Source organism: Tardiphaga sp. P9-11 (genome assembly GCF_008329525.1).
GTDB lineage: Bacteria > Pseudomonadota > Alphaproteobacteria > Rhizobiales > Xanthobacteraceae > Tardiphaga.
Map to the genome: position 1 here is coordinate 155,857 of NZ_NPKQ01000006.1, position 14,468 is coordinate 170,324.

Genomic DNA, 14,468 nt, shown 5'->3' on the forward strand with positions numbered 1-14,468 from the left:
GCATGACATCATCTTCCCCCAAATCCCTGCGCGTTGCCGTCATCGGCGGCGGCGTGGCCGGCGCCTTCGCCGCGATCATCATGTCCAAGCTGCCGCAGATCGGGCCGATCACCGTGCTGGATCGTGATGGCGCGTTCGGACGCGGGCTCGCCTATTCCGCAAGAGCCAAGTGGCATCGCATCAACGTCCCCGCTTACAAAATGGGCGGCCTCGGCTCCGACGATGATGGGTTCGTCGAATGGCTAAAGGAGACCCACCAAGCGGACTGGCCGGACTACTCGACATCCTTCGTGCCACGCCGGGTCTATGGCGACTATATCTCCACGAAGTTCAACGAACTGACCGGCTCCGGGCGTGTGACGCCACGGCAGGATGTGGCGCTAAGCGTCACGCGGCAAGACCATAACTATCGCGTTGCGACGGCATCGGGTGCGAGCATCGATGCCGATCTGGTGTTCCTCTGCCTCGGTAATCAGCCGCCGTCACCGTTTCCCGGCATCGATGCCACGCCGCGCTCGATTATCAATGTCTGGGCACCGAATGCCCTCGCTTCGATTGGCACCGATGATCGCGTGCTGGTCATCGGCACCGGTGCCACTGCGGTCGATGTCGTGATCGATCTCGTCCATCGCGGCATGCGCGCGCCCATCACGATGGTCTCGCGGCGCGGCTTGCTGCCGCTGATCGACGTGCCGGCGCAGACCGATCCCGACCCGATGAACTCATTCCCGGTGCCCACCGCGCGTGGGCTTCTGGCGGCATTGCTCAGGGACACCCGCCGCAAGGTTGCGGCGGGCATTCCATGGCAGACGATGGTCGACACGTTTCGACTGTCGATTGGTGAACTCTACAGGAACGCCTCCGAGGCCGAACGTGCCCGCTTCGCGCGGCATCTGCGCGCAATCTGGATGGTGCATCGGCATCGGCTGGCACCCGACGTCGCCGAGCTACTGGAACAGTTGCAACGCGATAAACGAATCGACCTGATCGCAGGACGCATCGCCAGCGCGGTCGCGACATCGTCGGGACATGACGTCACCATCCGCAAGCGCGGACACGGCGAGACGATCAACCTCGCCACCAACTGGATTCTGAACTGTAGCGGCCCGGAAGAGCGTTATGATCGCCTTGGCGATCCGCTCATCAAGTCGCTGCTTGCGACCGGGCGAGCGCGGACCGGCTTCAACGGCCTCGGCCTCGATGTCGCCCCAACCTGTGAGCTGCGTGACAGCACCGGTCATGTTCAGCCCGGCTTCTATGCCATCGGCCCGGCGACACGCGGCGCGTTCTGGGAAGTAACTGCGGCGTCCAACATTCGGCGACAGTTGCTGGCCGTGAGCGAGCAGTTGAAGACGCTCTAGCCCTTCCGCCACGGCACGATAGCGCGCTCCAGAGCGTCAAAGCCGGTATTCATCACGAAGCCGATGATCGCGATGACGAACAGGCCGACATACATCGTCTGGACGTCGAACAGCTCCCACGCATTCCAGATCATGTAACCGAGCCCCTGCTTGGCGCCGACCATCTCGGCGATGGCGATCAACACCAGCCCCATGCCGGCGCCGAGCTTGATGCCGGTCATGATCAGTGGCAATGCGCCGGGCAGCGCCACGGTGCGAAACATGTTGAAGCGGCTGGCGCCGAAGTTGCGGCCAACGTCGAGGAAGATCGGCGCAATCTGGCGCACGCCGGCAGCGGTATTGATGACCACCGGATAGAACACGCCAATCGCGACCATGGCGATCTTCGAGCTTTCACCGAGACCGAAAATCAGCAGGATCAGCGGCAACAGCGAGCTTTTCGGAATGGGATAGGTCGCCGAGATCAGCGGATCGAAGGCGGCCCGCACGGGGCGATAGAGCCCGATGGCAAGCCCGATCACAATGGCCGGCACGCAGCCAACGATAAAACCGGCAGCAAGGCGATACAGGCTGGCTCCCACATGACGCCACAGCGCGCCGGAGGAAGCGAGCTCGAACAGATGCCCAATGATGTTCGAGGGCGCCGGGAAAAACCTGACATCCACGATGCCGGTGCGGGCGCAGATTTCCCACAGGCCGAGCAGCACCAGCGGCGACAGGATACTGATGGCGCGCTCGCGACAGAGCGAGCGGGTGCGAGCCGAACTCATGACTTGCTCCCCGGTTCGCGGCTGCGCGCGCGATCGACCTCTTCGCGGAGCTGCGCCCAGATATCATAAACCAGTTCGCCGTAAGCCGGCGTATGCCGGAGTTCGACGACGTTGCGCGGCCGCGGCAGATCGACCGGCACGATGGTCTTGATGCGGCCCGGCCCCGCTGTCATGACCATGATGCGGTCACCGAGCGTCACGGCTTCATCGACGCTATGGGTGATGAAGACCACGGTCTTGCGGGTCTCTTCCCAGATCCGTAGCAGCTCTTCGTGCAGCAATGTTTTGTTCTGCTCGTCGAGCGCCGAGAACGGCTCATCCATCAGCAGGATATCGGGATCGTTGGCGAAGGCACGCGCGATGGAGACGCGCTGGCGCATACCGCCGGACAGCTGGTGCGGATAGAGCGTGCGCGCACCATACATGCCGGTCTTGTTCAGATAGTGCCCGACCACGTCATCGATGCGCGCTCTCGGGACATTGCGCATCTTGAGGCCATAGGCGGCGTTGTCCCATACGGTCATCCAGGGAAACAAGGAGTCTCCCTGGAACACCATGGAGTTCTGCGGATGGCCGGACTGCGGATTAGCGATGTCGATCTGCCCTTCCGATGGCGCATCGAGCCCCGCGAGCATGCGCAAGAGAGTCGTCTTGCCGCAGCCGCTGGGGCCGACCACGACGAAGAATGTGCTGACGGGGATATCGAGCGTGATGCGGTCCAGCGCAAGCTGCGTATCGTGACGCTTGGTGACGCCGCGCAGGCTGATCTTCGGCGCAGGCACTGGCCGGCCATCCCCGATTTCTGCTGTCGACATCTGCGCTGCCATCGTCACGTTTCTCTACGCCGTTTTACTTGGGCCGTGCGAACGGCCCCAGGACCGGCTTCAGCGCATCGACATAGGACATGTCGACAACCTTGGCGGCCTCGATGTCGCTGGTGACCAGGCCACGTGATTTGAAATAAGCCAGATCGGTCTCGACGCTGGGCAAATTGATCTGACCGTCGGGATCGATGAACACCGGCACGATTTGATGCAGCAGCGCCGTGTCCTTGATGCCCGTCATCTCCGCGATGTCCTTGATCATGTCCTCGGCGCCGGGCCCGGCGATCTTGCCGTCCTTCAGCGTCGCAGCATAGGCGCGTACGCCGCGCAGATAGGCCTTGAGAAACGCCGTCACCGTCTTGCGGTCCTCGGCGAACTTGCCATTGATCAACAGCATGGCCGTTTGCTGCACCGGATAGAAATCGTCGAGGCCGACGAAGCGCACAGCGACGCCATTGCGCACCATCGCCGTCACGCCCGGCTCCGCGGAGATGGCCGCATCGATCGCCTTATTGGCGAAAGCGGTGAGATGCTGCGGGAACGGGAGGAAGACCTTTTCGATATCCTCGTCCTTGAGTCCGGCCTTCTTCAGCGCCTGATTGATGACGGATTCATCGGCGGCTCCATTGGCAATGATCGCCACCTTCTTGCCTTTGAGATCCGCAAGCGACTTGAACGCGCCTGACTCGATCAGATCCTTGCGCACCATCAGCGCCTTGTAGCTATAGCCCGCGATATTGGTGCCCTTGTCCGCCACCATCTTCAGCTTGAGACCGCGATTGACGGCGTTATAGAGCCCGGCGGAGGCCGCGCCTGCCGATGCGTCGAGATCCCCCGCGCCGAGCGGGGCCACCATCTTGGCACCGGAATCAAAAGGGATCAGTTCAACCTTGACACCCTCTTCCTTGAAGTAGCCGCGCTTCTCGGCGAGGAACAGACCGATATCCGATGACAGATTGGTCGTCCCGACCTTGACCGTCTTCATCTCCTGGGCGTTCGCAAGACCCAGCATCGACATCGCAACACCGGCGGCAACAAGCAGACGTTTCAGCATGATCGGTCCTCTTTACTTCGCATGAAAGTGATACAGCAGAACGCGCCGCAGCTCAGGGCAAACGTGGAAATAGACGCCTCGGATTGGTCTCGGTAATCAGTTCGATATCGGCAGCGGAAAAGCCCGCAGCCTTGACGCTGGCGAGGGGATCGCGATCCGCCGGCGGGAACGACTCGTCAGTACCGAGCGCCACACGTTCGATGCCCACGGTATCGGCGAGGAAACGCAACGCTTTCGGCGCATGAACGATGCTGTCATAGCCGATGCGCGAGGCGTAGACCGACGGATCGCATTGCGCGACATCACCCTGTCCCGCGCGATCCATCCGCGCATGCATCAAATCGAAGCGGCCCAGCAGATAAGGAAATGTGCCGCCGCCATGGCTGAGGACGATCGAGAGCGCCGGGAAGCGATCGAGCACACCTGAGAAGATGATCGAGCCGATACCGAGCGTGGTGTCGAACGTGTATTGGGCGATCTGCGTCAGCGCGAATTTCGCGGCACGCGGCGCAGCATCCACCAGCACGGGATGCAGGATGACTGGTAGTCCCAACGCTTCCGCCTTGGCCCAGAACGGATCGAGCGGCTTCTCGCCGATATTGACGCCCTCGATATTGGCCGGAACCATAACCGCAACAGCGTCAAGGCCCACGGCGCGATCGAGTTCAGCCGCAGCGTCGGCAGCATCGACCAGCGGGACGGACCCCACGAATGAAAAGCGGTCGTTATTCGTATGGCACCACTCGCCCAGCGTATCGTTGAGCATGCGGTGCCAATGCGCGCAGGCATCTTTTTGAAGGCCGTAGCCGTAAATATCCGGCCATGTGGCGACCAGTTGCCGGTCGAGACCCTGCCGGTCGAGGCTGGCACGGCGTTGTTCAACCGGCTCGACCAGTTGCGGGAAGAACGGCCGAACCCTGAAACCATAATCGAAGCCGAGGGCCGGCGGCTTGCCATTCCCGGCTGGCAGCAGCCTCACGCCGCAATAGGCGCCGCGGCCATCGATGGCGGACAGCAGCTGCGGCGGCACATAATGGGCATGGATATCGATCGGCACGATCAGTCCCTATGCAGCGGTGATTGCGCGCGCATGCGCATTCTTGATGAGGCGCCACAGACGCGGCGGCGTCAGCGGCAGGTGATGAATCTCGACATTGAGCGGCGCCAGCGCTGCCGCCACCGCATTGGCCGTCGCTGCGGCCACAGCAACGATACCGCCCTCGCCCGCTCCCTTGGCGCCCAGCGGATTGCTCGGTGACGGCCGCAGCTCCAGCGTCACCGCGCGCAGCACCGGAAAGTCGCTCGCGGTCGGCACCAGATAATCGGCCAGAGAGGCGTTCAAGAGCTGTCCCTGATCGTCATAGATCAGATGATCGAGGAAAACGCCACCCAGTCCCTGCACAATGGCGCCGATCGCCTGTCCGTGCACGATGGCCGGATTGATGGCGCGACCGACATCTTCGACTGCGATGTAATCGAGAACTTTCACCGCGCCCGTGCGTGGATCGACGGTGACATGCGCCGCATGTGTGCCGTAGCTATAGGTGCGCACATCGTTGGAGAATGTGCCGTCTGCCTGCAATTCGCGCCCGGCTGCGAGCGCCGCGAACGACACGGATGCGCCATTGTCAGCGACGACTTTCGCGTTCACGAGCTTCAATTCGCTGTTCGGCCTGCCCAGGTGATTGGATGCCTGCTGCAGGATCTTCTCGCGCAGCCGGGTCGCCGCGTCGAGCACGGCCGAACCGCCCATCACCACCGCACGCGAATGATAGGTGCCAAAGCCCTCATCGAGCAGCGTGGTCGAGCCGTGCAGTACACGGATGCGATCGAACGGGATCGATAGCGTATCCGACGCGATCTGGCCGAGCACCGTCTCCAGACCCTGCCCCAGCACGGATGAGCCGACGGCCACCGTCAGTGAGCCGTCCTTTTCAAGGGTAACCGCCGCGTTTTCCTTCGGGCCGGCACCGCCGCTTTCGACGAAACAGCCGAGCCCGATGCCATGGCGCACGCCATCGATCAACTTGCCCTGCAGATGACGTTTCTCGTGCCAGCCGATCTCCTTCAAGGCACGCTCGAACACCTCGACATAGTCGCCCGTGTCATAGGATGTCGGCCCCTCATAGGGTACGAGCCCATCGATCGGATAAGGCAATTCCTGTTCGGTGATCAGGTTCTTGCGCCGGAATTCGGCGATGTCGATGCCGAGATCGGTCGCGGCCATGTCGATCAGCCGCTCGCGAAAGAAATTCGCCTCAAAGCGGCCCGGCCCGCGATAGGTACCGACCGGCGTCTTGTTGGTCATGAAGGCTTCGACGGAGACGCTGACATTGGGGATGCGATAAGGGCCGGGAAGAAACTGCGCCGCCTTGGCCGGCACCACGCCGCCATTGGTGCGGATATAGGCGCCCATATCGGCGAATATCCGGCCGCGCAAACCGAGCATCATTCCGTCGCTGCGGCAGGCGAGCGACAATTCGCAGGCGATATCGCGTGAGTGATTGATCGCCATCAGATGCTCGCGGCGATCCTCGATCCATTTGACCGGGCGTGCCAGTTTGCGGGCAGCGAAGGGGATCAGGAAATCCTCGGGATAGAATTCGCCGCGCACGCCGAAGCCACCACCGACATCGATCTCGATCAGATCGATGTCATCCTCGCGAACGCCCAGCATCTGCGCCAGCGCGCGGCGGTTATAGAATGTGACCTTTGTCGCGCCTGTGACGACGAGCCGACCGGCCGATGAATTCCATTCTGCGAGGAGGCCCCGCGTCTCCATGGGCAGCGCCGTATGACGCTGCACGCTGAAGCGCTCGGTGCGCACATAGTCCGCCGACGCGAAGGCCGCATCGGCATCGCCAAACCCGGCATCGTAGCGCAGCGCAACGTTATCTTCGGCGAAGTCGAACAGCGCATTTTCACTTGCGCCGCGCTCAGTGACTGCGGACAGTGCTTCAAATTCGATGCCGATCGTCTCCAGCGCGTCCTCGGCCAGTGCGCGGCTGTCGGCAACCACGACAGCGATGGGCTCACCGACATAGCGCACCTTGTCGCTTGCGATGACAGGCTGGCGGAATGGCTCGAATTCGGGCAGCGGCGCCAGGCGAAGCGGGATGATGGGGATGGCGTCGCCGATGTCGCGAGCCGTGATCACGGCGTGAATGCCCGGCATCGCCAGCGCAGCCGATGCATCGATGGACATGATCCGCGCATGCGCAATCGGGCTGCGCAGGATTGCCGCATGCAGCATCCCGTCGACGGCGAGATCGTCAGCGAAATTGCCGGATCCCGACAGGAAGCGCGCATCCTCCATGCGCTCGACCGCGCAGCCGACCAGGAATTTGGCGACATCGCTCATTGCGCCGCCTCGCATTGCAAGTCGCTATAGGCGATGCGGGCTTCCATGATCGCCGCGATGATCGGCAGATACCCGGTGCAGCGACATAGGTTTCCGGAAATCACCTCACGAATGCGGTCCTCGTCCGCATGTGGCTCATCGGTCAGCAATGCATGAGCAGTCGTGAGGATGCCGGCGGTGCAGAAGCCGCACTGCAAAGCATGATGCTTGCGGAACGCAAGCTGCAACGCACCGAGATGCGCGGCGCTGCCAAGACCCTCGACGGTGGTTATCTCGCGCCCTTCTGCCTGCACCGCCAGCATCAGGCAGCCGCGCACCGCGGCACCATCGACGATGACCGTGCAGGCGCCGCAGACACCGTGCTCGCAGCCCAGATGTGTTCCGGTCAGACGCAATTCGTTACGCAGCGCATCCGCCAGCGTGGTGCGCGGTTCGACCGTGACGGTCGTTTGCGTGCCGTTGACGGTTAAACGGACGGAGCGCACCGGTGTCATGCGGCCTCCGACAAACTGATATCGGCCGCACGCGCCAGCGCCCGCTCCAGCAACACGCCGAGAAGATCGCACCGATAGGCGGCTTCCGCGTGGATATCGTCGGCGGGATCGATCGCATCCCGCGCAACTGCCGCGGCCTGTAAAATCACAGCGGCATCGATCCGACGACCATCGAGGATGGCCTCGACGCCGGGCAGTCGCATCGGACGATCGGCAACGCCGATCACTCCGATATGCGCATTATACGCCAGGCCCTGCGCGTCGGTGTCGTAAAATGCTGCAACACCCGCCAGCGCGAAATCGCCGCGGCGGCGTGCGAATTCCTCGAAGGCCCAACGCCGCGCCTTCTTCCAGAGCGGCAAACGTATGCTGATCAAGATTTCGTCGGCCTCCAGAACCGTGCTGAGACCGCCCGTGATGAATTCGTCCGCGCGCACGATGCGGGTCCCGTTCGATCCCACGATCGTCAGCATCGCGTCGCAGGTCACCGCAATGCCCGGCATTTCGGCGGCCGGATCGGCATGAGCCAAGCTGCCACCGACGGTGCCGCGGTTACGGACCTGGTAATGCGCGACATGGGCCACGGCCGCCGCCAGTAGCGGATGCGCCTGTGCGAGCCGCGCATCGCGCTCGATATCGCGCCAGGTCACGAGGGCGCCAATGTCGATGCCCTCAGCGGAAATACTGATACTTTTGAGATCCGGCAGCCGCCCGATATCGACCAGCACACTTGGTGCCGCCAGCCGGAAAGCCAGCATCGGGATCAGGCTCTGTCCGCCCGCGATGACCTTGGCGTTGCCGCCATGAGCCGCGAGCGCGGCAATCGCCTCGGTCAGCGTGGCAGGGCAAATATAGTCCAGCGGCGGAAGCTTCATCGGCTGATTTGCTACTTCTCAATTGCTGAGAACACTATCTTATCTTATAAGAAGGGACGCGCACGGCAATGTTTGTTGGTGCGCAAATGATATCCACATGCTGCCGTTTCCATTGGCAAGCATTACCGAATGGAGGTTCCGTTGGCCATCAAGAGAGCCGCAACTGCGTCGAAACGCGTCGACCAGACGGATCGTCCCGCTGCTGCGGATGGCAGTTCACGAAAGATACTTCGCGCCCTGCTGGCCTTCTCCACCGATCGTCCGCGGCATTCCGCAGAAAGCCTGTCCGAGCAGATCGGTGTTCCGCTATCATCGACGTATCGCTATATCGGCATCCTTCGCGAAGCCGACCTCATCGACGAAGACGGCCGCGGCTCGTTCGTGCTCGCGCCACGCGTCATCGGCCTGGCTCAGGCGGCCCGAGCCGGTACCGATCTCGCCTCCATTGCGCGCCCCTTCATGAAGCGCGTCTCTCAGGAGGTCGGAGAAACCATCATCCTGCTGCGCCGCTCAGCCGATCGCGCCGTATGTATCGAGCGCGCCGAATCGTCGTCACGCATTCGCCTGACCTTCGAGGTTGGAACGGCCCTGCCGTTGCACCGCGGCGCCGGACCGAAAATGCTGCTCGCGCATATGCCCGAAGCTGAATGCGAGACAATCCTCGACGACGCCGTTCGGCGCGATCCCGGATTCGCACCGCATCGCAGGCTGCTGGTGCGCGAGCTCGCCGTGATCCGCGAGCAGGGATGGTCGGAGTCGCGCGCGGAAATCACACCGCATGTTTATGCCGTCTCCGTTCCTGTCCGCGATTCCGGTGGCGTGATCGCCGCAATCTCTTTCGTGACGCCGGCATTCCGCACGCCGAAAGCCAGCCAGATCAGGTTGCGCGAGCATCTGCAGCACGCAGCCGCAGATATCAGCAAGGCCTACGCTGCCGTCAGCTTCTGACGGCCGCGTGTAACGGACACGATCAGATCGGATAGTGCTGCGGGCCGGTCTCGATGGTGATCCATCGCAGTTCCGTGAATTCGGCAATACCGGCTTTGCCGCCGAACCGACCGTAGCCCGACGCCTTCACCCCACCGAACGGCATCTGCGCTTCGTCATGCACGGTCGCGCCGTTAATGTGGCAGATTCCAGACTCGATCCGCTTGGAGACATCCAGCGCGCGGGCGATATCGCGGCCGAACACCGCTGCCGATAGTCCGTATTCGGTATCGTTGGCCACACGCACGGCTTCCTCGACTCCATCGACGCGCACGACACTCACGATCGGCCCGAATGACTCCTCATTGTAGATCCGCATAGTCGAGGTAACGTGATCGAGTACTGTAGCCGACATCAGCGTGCCATCGACGCTGCCACCCGCCACGACACGGGCGCCCTTGCCCACGGCGTCCTTGATCAGCGCCTGCATGCGATCCGCAACATCCTTGCCGATCAGTGAACCGAGCGGTGTATCGCCCTTGCGCGGATCGCCGGCGACTAGGCTACCCGCCTTGGCCGCGAGCTTAGCCACGAAGGTGTCGGCGATCTTCTGATCGACAACAAGCCGCTCGGTGGACATGCAGATCTGCCCCTGGTTCATGAATGCTCCAAAGGCCGCGGCCGCCACTGCTGCATCGAGATCAGCATCGTCGAGCACCACCAGCGGCGCCTTGCCGCCGAGTTCAAGCAGCACTGGCTTGAGATATTTGGCCGCGGTCTCTGCGATGATGCGGCCGACGCGGGTCGAACCAGTAAAGTTGATCCGGCGCACGGCGGGATGCGAGATCAGTGCATCGATCAGCGCGGGCGCATCTTCCGGAGCGTTGGTGATCACATTAAGTACGCCCGGCGGCAGACCGGCCTCGCGCAGGCACTCGCCGATCAACCGATGTGTGCCCGGACAGATTTCCGATGCCTTGAGAATGACAGTGTTGCCGCAGGCCAGCGGCAGCGCCACAGCCCGCACGCCGAGAATGACCGGCGCATTCCACGGCGCGATGCTGAGCACGACGCCTGCGGGCTGGCGGATCGCCATCGAGATGCAGCCAGGCTTATCGGAAGGGATCACCTCGCCAGAAATCTGCGTCGTCATCGAAGCCGCTTCGCGCAGCATGTTGGAGGCGAGATGAACATTGAAGCCGGCCCAGCCGGCAGTCGCGCCGGTTTCCGACGCCATCAGCTTGATAAAGTCCGGCGCGTTGCCGGCAAGAATGTCCGCGGCCTTCAGCAGGATGGCGCGGCGTGCACCGGGGCCTGTTGCCGACCACGCTGGGAAGGCGGCGGCTGCGGCATCAGCGGCGCGCTTGGCATCGGCGACCTGCGCGGCAGCGGCGCGCGACGCGACATCACCGGTCATCGGGTTGAGCCGATCGAAGGTCGCGCCGTCGATGGCCTGCACATCCTGGTTCTCGAGCAGCAGATTAATCTGGTTCATGGCGATGTCCTCCGTTGGATTTCTTATGATGGATCAGATGGCTTCGCTGGCGAGGCCGCCGAGATAGGCGCGGCGCACGGCGTCGTCGGATTGCAGGGCTGCCGCGATGCCGCTGCCGGTGATCTTACCGTTCTCGATCAGATAGCCGCGATCCGCGATGGCGAGACTCTCGCGCGCGTTCTGCTCGACCAGCAGCAGGCCGACGCCGGTCTCACGCACCTTGCGCAAGGCGGCGAACAATTCGCGCACCAGCAGTGGCGACAGACCGAGCGATGGTTCATCGAGCAGGAGAATATCGGGGTTTGACATCAGCGCGCGGCCGATAGCAACCATCTGCTGTTCGCCGCCGCTCATGGTCCGCACGGTCTGCGCCAGGCGTTCGCCGAGCCGCGGAAACAGCGTCATCACCTTGGCACGCTGCGCTGCCTCGACCGCCCGCGCACGCTTCGGATTGGCGCCGAGCAACAGGTTTTCGGCCACGGTCAACTCGCCGAATACACCGCGCCCTTCCGGTACCAGCGCGAGCCCGGATTCCACGATCTCATGAGGCGGTAGACGGGACAGATCACGACCAGCGAGTTTGACGATCTTGGCTGGTGACGGCAGCAAACCGGCAATGGCCTTGAGCAACGATGACTTGCCGGCGCCATTGGCGCCGAGAATGACAATGATCTCGCCGCGCTCGACGTGGAGGGCCGCATCACTCAGCGCGTGATGCTGGCCATAGGTGACGCTGATATTGGAGACCTCAAGCATCCGCCGGCACTCCCAGATAGGCTTCGATCACCGCGGGGTCATTCAGCACAGCAGTTACAGGCCCTTCTGCAATCTTGCGGCCGCTGCTCATCACCACGCAACGATCGCAGAGCGAACGGATCGCATCCATCACGTGCTCGACCAGCAGGATCGACAGCCCCTCCTGTTTGAGCGATCTGATCAGCTCGATCCCGATCAGCAATTCGGACGGGTTCAAACCGGCGAGCCATTCGTCGAGCAGCAGCAGGCGCGGCTGCAGCGCCAGCGCGCGTGCCAGTTCGAGCCGCTTGCGGTCGATATAAGTGAGCTCCGATGCGGGCCGTCCGCCAAATCCGGCGAGACCGACCCGCGCGAGCAGGCCGGCCGCAGCTGCCGCCATCGCGTCGCGTGCATGCGGCACATGATGAAAGGCCAGCCCGGCCTCAACATTCTCGCCGCAGGTCATGCCGTCGAGCACGCGCACCAGTTGGAACGTGCGCGCCAGACCGAGACGCGCGATGCGATGGGTCGGCCAACCCGCGATATCGTGGCCGGCGAAGGCAATCACGCCCGCATTAGGCGACAGCACGCCAGAGATCAGGTTGAGCGCCGTGGTCTTGCCGGAGCCGTTGGGACCGAGCAGCCCGACGATCTCACCGGCATGCACCGTCAGGTCGATTCCGTTGACGGCGACGAGACCGCCGAAGGCGCGGGTCAGGCCTTCGATGCGCAGGACTGGCGTTGCACTGGGGGTCATGCCTGCGCTCCCCGCATCTTTGAGGCCGTGGGTCGCCAGGTTTTCAACCTCTCCCAGAGGCCGACCACGCCTGATGGCAGCGCATAGACGATCAGGAGGAACACCACGCCCATGATCAAGGTCGATGTGCTGGGGAAGCGTGCGGACAGAAAGTCGAACAACAGCGTCAGCGGAATGGCGCCGAGCGCCGGGCCCCATAGGCGATGCGCGCCGCCGAGCAGTGCCATGATCACCACTTCGAAGGAGATCGTGGCGTTGAAGGCAATTGACGGCTCGATATAGGTGAAGCGCGGCGCCATGACCGCGCCGACCAGCGTCATGAAGGTGGCGGTGATGGTGAACAGCGCCACCTTGGCGATGGTGACATTGATGCCGCAATGCCGTGCCACAGTCTCGTCTTCACCGATGATGCGCAGTGCGAAGCCGAAACGCGAGCGAGCAATCAGCCAGCCGGCACCGAACACGATGACCGCCAACGCCAGCAGCTGCCAGTAAATGTCGTTCTGGGTGATATCGACAAAGACGTAACGGCCGAGCACGCGGGTCTTGTTGACCTCGTACCAGACCACGATCTGGCGCACGAGTTCGGCGAGGCCGAAGGTGAAGATAACGAAATGCACGCCGCTCAGCCGCAGCGTCGACAGGCCGACAATGACGGCCATGACAGCGCCGATCACAGCCGCGATCAGCAGCACCAGCGACCACGGCAATTGTTCGCCCAGAACAGCGACGGTGTATGCGCCGACACCGAAGAAGGCTGTGGTCGCCAGCGACACATAGCGCGTCGGACCTGAAAACATGCCCCATGCCGTCGCCAGCACCGTGAATTGCAGGAGACTGATCGCGAGCGCGAGGTGATAGGCATCGACAATCATCGGGACGAATGCGAGCGCAACCACGGCTGCGAGGCAGATCGCGCCAGTCGTCATTTGGGTACGGCTCATCGCTGCGCCCTCCCGAAAATGCCGGCCGGCTTCACCAGCAGCACACCGAGGAACAGCGCGAAATTCACCGCAAGCGTCAGGCCGGGATCGATGAAGGTCGCCACCAGCGCTTCGCTCAATCCTAGCGCCAGTCCGGCGACGAGACAGCCCAGCAAATTGCCGACGCCGCCCATCACGACCACGATCAGCGCCTTCATGGTGAACACCACGCCGGAGGTAGCGCTGAAGGTGAGGAACATGCTGATCAGCACGCCGGCAGATGCCACCAGCGCGCCGCCGAGCGCAAAGGCCAGTGCCGATGTCCTGGTGACATCGATGGCAACAAGCTGCGCCGCGATGGGATCGACTGCCACGGCGCGGATGGACGTCCCGATCCGCGTGCGGGTCAGCGTGAGATACAGCGCCAGACCAACGACGACCGCAAGCCCGAAGGCAATCAGGCGATTGAGTGCCAGCACCTCGCCGACGACTGTCACCGGCACAGCGAGGAACGAGTAACTAAAGTAAGCGCCGCCAAACATGGTCAGCATGATGCCTTGCACGATGAACATCATGCCGAAGGTGGCGAGAATGCTGTCGACCTCAAGGGCGTCGCGGGTGCGCGCGCGGCGCACCAGCGGCGTGAGCAACACGCGGTACAAGAGATAGCTGATGCCGAAACTGACCGGAATGACAAACGCCAGTCCTGCGAGCGGATTGAGCGCCCAGCCGGTGAACAGCCAGTAGGACGCAAAGGCCGCGCCGATCAGGAACTCGCCATAGGACAGGTTCATGATCCGCGCCACGCCATATTGCAGGGTGAGCCCCATGGCGATCAGCGCGTACATGCCACCCAGCACGAGGCCGGTGAGAACCGCGTTTGTCATTCTGT

At 62.8% G+C, this 14,468-nt stretch carries 14 protein-coding genes; 2 read left to right on the top strand and 12 right to left on the bottom strand.

Going from position 1 to position 14,468, the window contains the following annotated elements; translation table 11 throughout:
• Positions 1-2 precede the first annotated feature (2 nt).
• On the top strand, positions 3-1,361 hold the full coding sequence (locus tag CIW50_RS20215; RefSeq protein ID WP_149532982.1) for an FAD/NAD(P)-binding protein: 1,359 nt from the start codon (positions 3-5) through the stop codon (positions 1,359-1,361).
• Here the strand turns inward: CIW50_RS20215 and CIW50_RS20220 are convergent.
• The 7 genes from CIW50_RS20220 to CIW50_RS20250 are packed head-to-tail and all read right to left on the bottom strand — an operon-like array spanning position 1,358 to position 8,739.
• Positions 1,358-2,131 (bottom strand): ABC transporter permease, encoded by a 774-nt coding sequence (locus CIW50_RS20220; RefSeq protein ID WP_149532983.1) that lies wholly within the window; start codon positions 2,129-2,131, stop codon positions 1,358-1,360. The two genes, CIW50_RS20215 and CIW50_RS20220, sit on opposite strands and share 4 nt — an antisense overlap.
• A complete protein-coding gene (locus CIW50_RS20225; protein WP_149532984.1) occupies positions 2,128-2,946 on the bottom strand; it encodes an ABC transporter ATP-binding protein in 819 nt (272 codons plus the stop codon). The genes CIW50_RS20220 and CIW50_RS20225 overlap by 4 nt, the downstream gene beginning before the upstream one ends.
• Positions 2,947-2,980: 34 nt before the next feature.
• Positions 2,981-4,009, bottom strand: coding sequence for an ABC transporter substrate-binding protein (locus CIW50_RS20230; protein ID WP_149532985.1), 1,029 nt, complete (start codon positions 4,007-4,009; stop codon positions 2,981-2,983).
• 52 nt (positions 4,010-4,061) lie between these two features.
• Entirely contained in the window at positions 4,062-5,066 is a 1,005-nt protein-coding gene (locus tag CIW50_RS20235) for an amidohydrolase family protein (protein ID WP_172980398.1), read from the bottom strand.
• 9 nt (positions 5,067-5,075) lie between these two features.
• Entirely contained in the window at positions 5,076-7,370 is a 2,295-nt protein-coding gene (locus CIW50_RS20240; RefSeq protein ID WP_149532987.1) for a xanthine dehydrogenase family protein molybdopterin-binding subunit, read from the bottom strand.
• A complete protein-coding gene (locus CIW50_RS20245) occupies positions 7,367-7,864 on the bottom strand; it encodes a (2Fe-2S)-binding protein (protein ID WP_149532988.1) in 498 nt (165 codons plus the stop codon). The genes CIW50_RS20240 and CIW50_RS20245 overlap by 4 nt, the downstream gene beginning before the upstream one ends.
• On the bottom strand, positions 7,861-8,739 hold the full coding sequence (locus CIW50_RS20250; protein WP_149532989.1) for an FAD binding domain-containing protein: 879 nt from the start codon (positions 8,737-8,739) through the stop codon (positions 7,861-7,863). Before CIW50_RS20250 ends, CIW50_RS20245 begins: the two co-directional genes overlap by 4 nt.
• 141 nt (positions 8,740-8,880) lie before the next feature.
• Here CIW50_RS20250 and CIW50_RS20255 point away from each other — a divergent pair, with 141 nt between their 5' ends.
• Complete coding sequence (locus CIW50_RS20255; RefSeq protein WP_170849559.1) at positions 8,881-9,687, top strand: IclR family transcriptional regulator; 807 nt, start codon at positions 8,881-8,883, stop codon at positions 9,685-9,687.
• A 22-nt stretch (positions 9,688-9,709) separates the two neighbouring features.
• On the opposite strand, the gene CIW50_RS20260 is transcribed toward CIW50_RS20255, so the two are convergent.
• The 5 genes from CIW50_RS20260 to CIW50_RS20280 are packed head-to-tail and all read right to left on the bottom strand — an operon-like array spanning position 9,710 to position 14,463.
• Positions 9,710-11,161 carry an aldehyde dehydrogenase gene (locus CIW50_RS20260; RefSeq protein ID WP_149532990.1) on the bottom strand — a complete coding sequence of 484 codons (1,452 nt, stop codon included), beginning with the start codon at positions 11,159-11,161 and terminating at the stop codon, positions 9,710-9,712.
• 33 nt (positions 11,162-11,194) lie between these two features.
• Positions 11,195-11,917, bottom strand: coding sequence for an ABC transporter ATP-binding protein (locus CIW50_RS20265; RefSeq protein ID WP_149532991.1), 723 nt, complete (start codon positions 11,915-11,917; stop codon positions 11,195-11,197).
• Positions 11,910-12,653: an ABC transporter ATP-binding protein gene (locus tag CIW50_RS20270; protein ID WP_149532992.1), complete on the bottom strand. Its 744-nt coding sequence runs from the start codon at positions 12,651-12,653 to the stop codon at positions 11,910-11,912. Before CIW50_RS20270 ends, CIW50_RS20265 begins: the two co-directional genes overlap by 8 nt.
• Positions 12,650-13,597: a branched-chain amino acid ABC transporter permease gene (locus CIW50_RS20275; RefSeq protein ID WP_149532993.1), complete on the bottom strand. Its 948-nt coding sequence runs from the start codon at positions 13,595-13,597 to the stop codon at positions 12,650-12,652. The genes CIW50_RS20270 and CIW50_RS20275 overlap by 4 nt, the downstream gene beginning before the upstream one ends.
• Positions 13,594-14,463: a branched-chain amino acid ABC transporter permease gene (locus CIW50_RS20280; RefSeq protein WP_149532994.1), complete on the bottom strand. Its 870-nt coding sequence runs from the start codon at positions 14,461-14,463 to the stop codon at positions 13,594-13,596. Before CIW50_RS20280 ends, CIW50_RS20275 begins: the two co-directional genes overlap by 4 nt.
• Positions 14,464-14,468 lie beyond the last annotated feature (5 nt).

Bases quoted from the DNA above. Each gene is read 5' to 3' on its own strand.
- CIW50_RS20215 (WP_149532982.1), top strand. From the start codon at position 3: ATGACATCATCTTCCCCCAAATCCCTGCGCGTTGCCGTCATCGGCGGC.
- CIW50_RS20220 (WP_149532983.1), bottom strand. From the start codon at position 2,131: ATGAGTTCGGCTCGCACCCGCTCGCTCTGTCGCGAGCGCGCCATCAGT.
- CIW50_RS20225 (WP_149532984.1), bottom strand. From the start codon at position 2,946: ATGTCGACAGCAGAAATCGGGGATGGCCGGCCAGTGCCTGCGCCGAAG.
- CIW50_RS20230 (WP_149532985.1), bottom strand. From the start codon at position 4,009: ATGCTGAAACGTCTGCTTGTTGCCGCCGGTGTTGCGATGTCGATGCTG.
- CIW50_RS20240 (WP_149532987.1), bottom strand. From the start codon at position 7,370: ATGAGCGATGTCGCCAAATTCCTGGTCGGCTGCGCGGTCGAGCGCATG.
- CIW50_RS20245 (WP_149532988.1), bottom strand. From the start codon at position 7,864: ATGACACCGGTGCGCTCCGTCCGTTTAACCGTCAACGGCACGCAAACG.
- CIW50_RS20250 (WP_149532989.1), bottom strand. From the start codon at position 8,739: ATGAAGCTTCCGCCGCTGGACTATATTTGCCCTGCCACGCTGACCGAG.
- CIW50_RS20260 (WP_149532990.1), bottom strand. From the start codon at position 11,161: ATGAACCAGATTAATCTGCTGCTCGAGAACCAGGATGTGCAGGCCATC.
- CIW50_RS20265 (WP_149532991.1), bottom strand. From the start codon at position 11,917: ATGCTTGAGGTCTCCAATATCAGCGTCACCTATGGCCAGCATCACGCG.
- CIW50_RS20270 (WP_149532992.1), bottom strand. From the start codon at position 12,653: ATGACCCCCAGTGCAACGCCAGTCCTGCGCATCGAAGGCCTGACCCGC.
- CIW50_RS20275 (WP_149532993.1), bottom strand. From the start codon at position 13,597: ATGAGCCGTACCCAAATGACGACTGGCGCGATCTGCCTCGCAGCCGTG.
- CIW50_RS20280 (WP_149532994.1), bottom strand. From the start codon at position 14,463: ATGACAAACGCGGTTCTCACCGGCCTCGTGCTGGGTGGCATGTACGCG.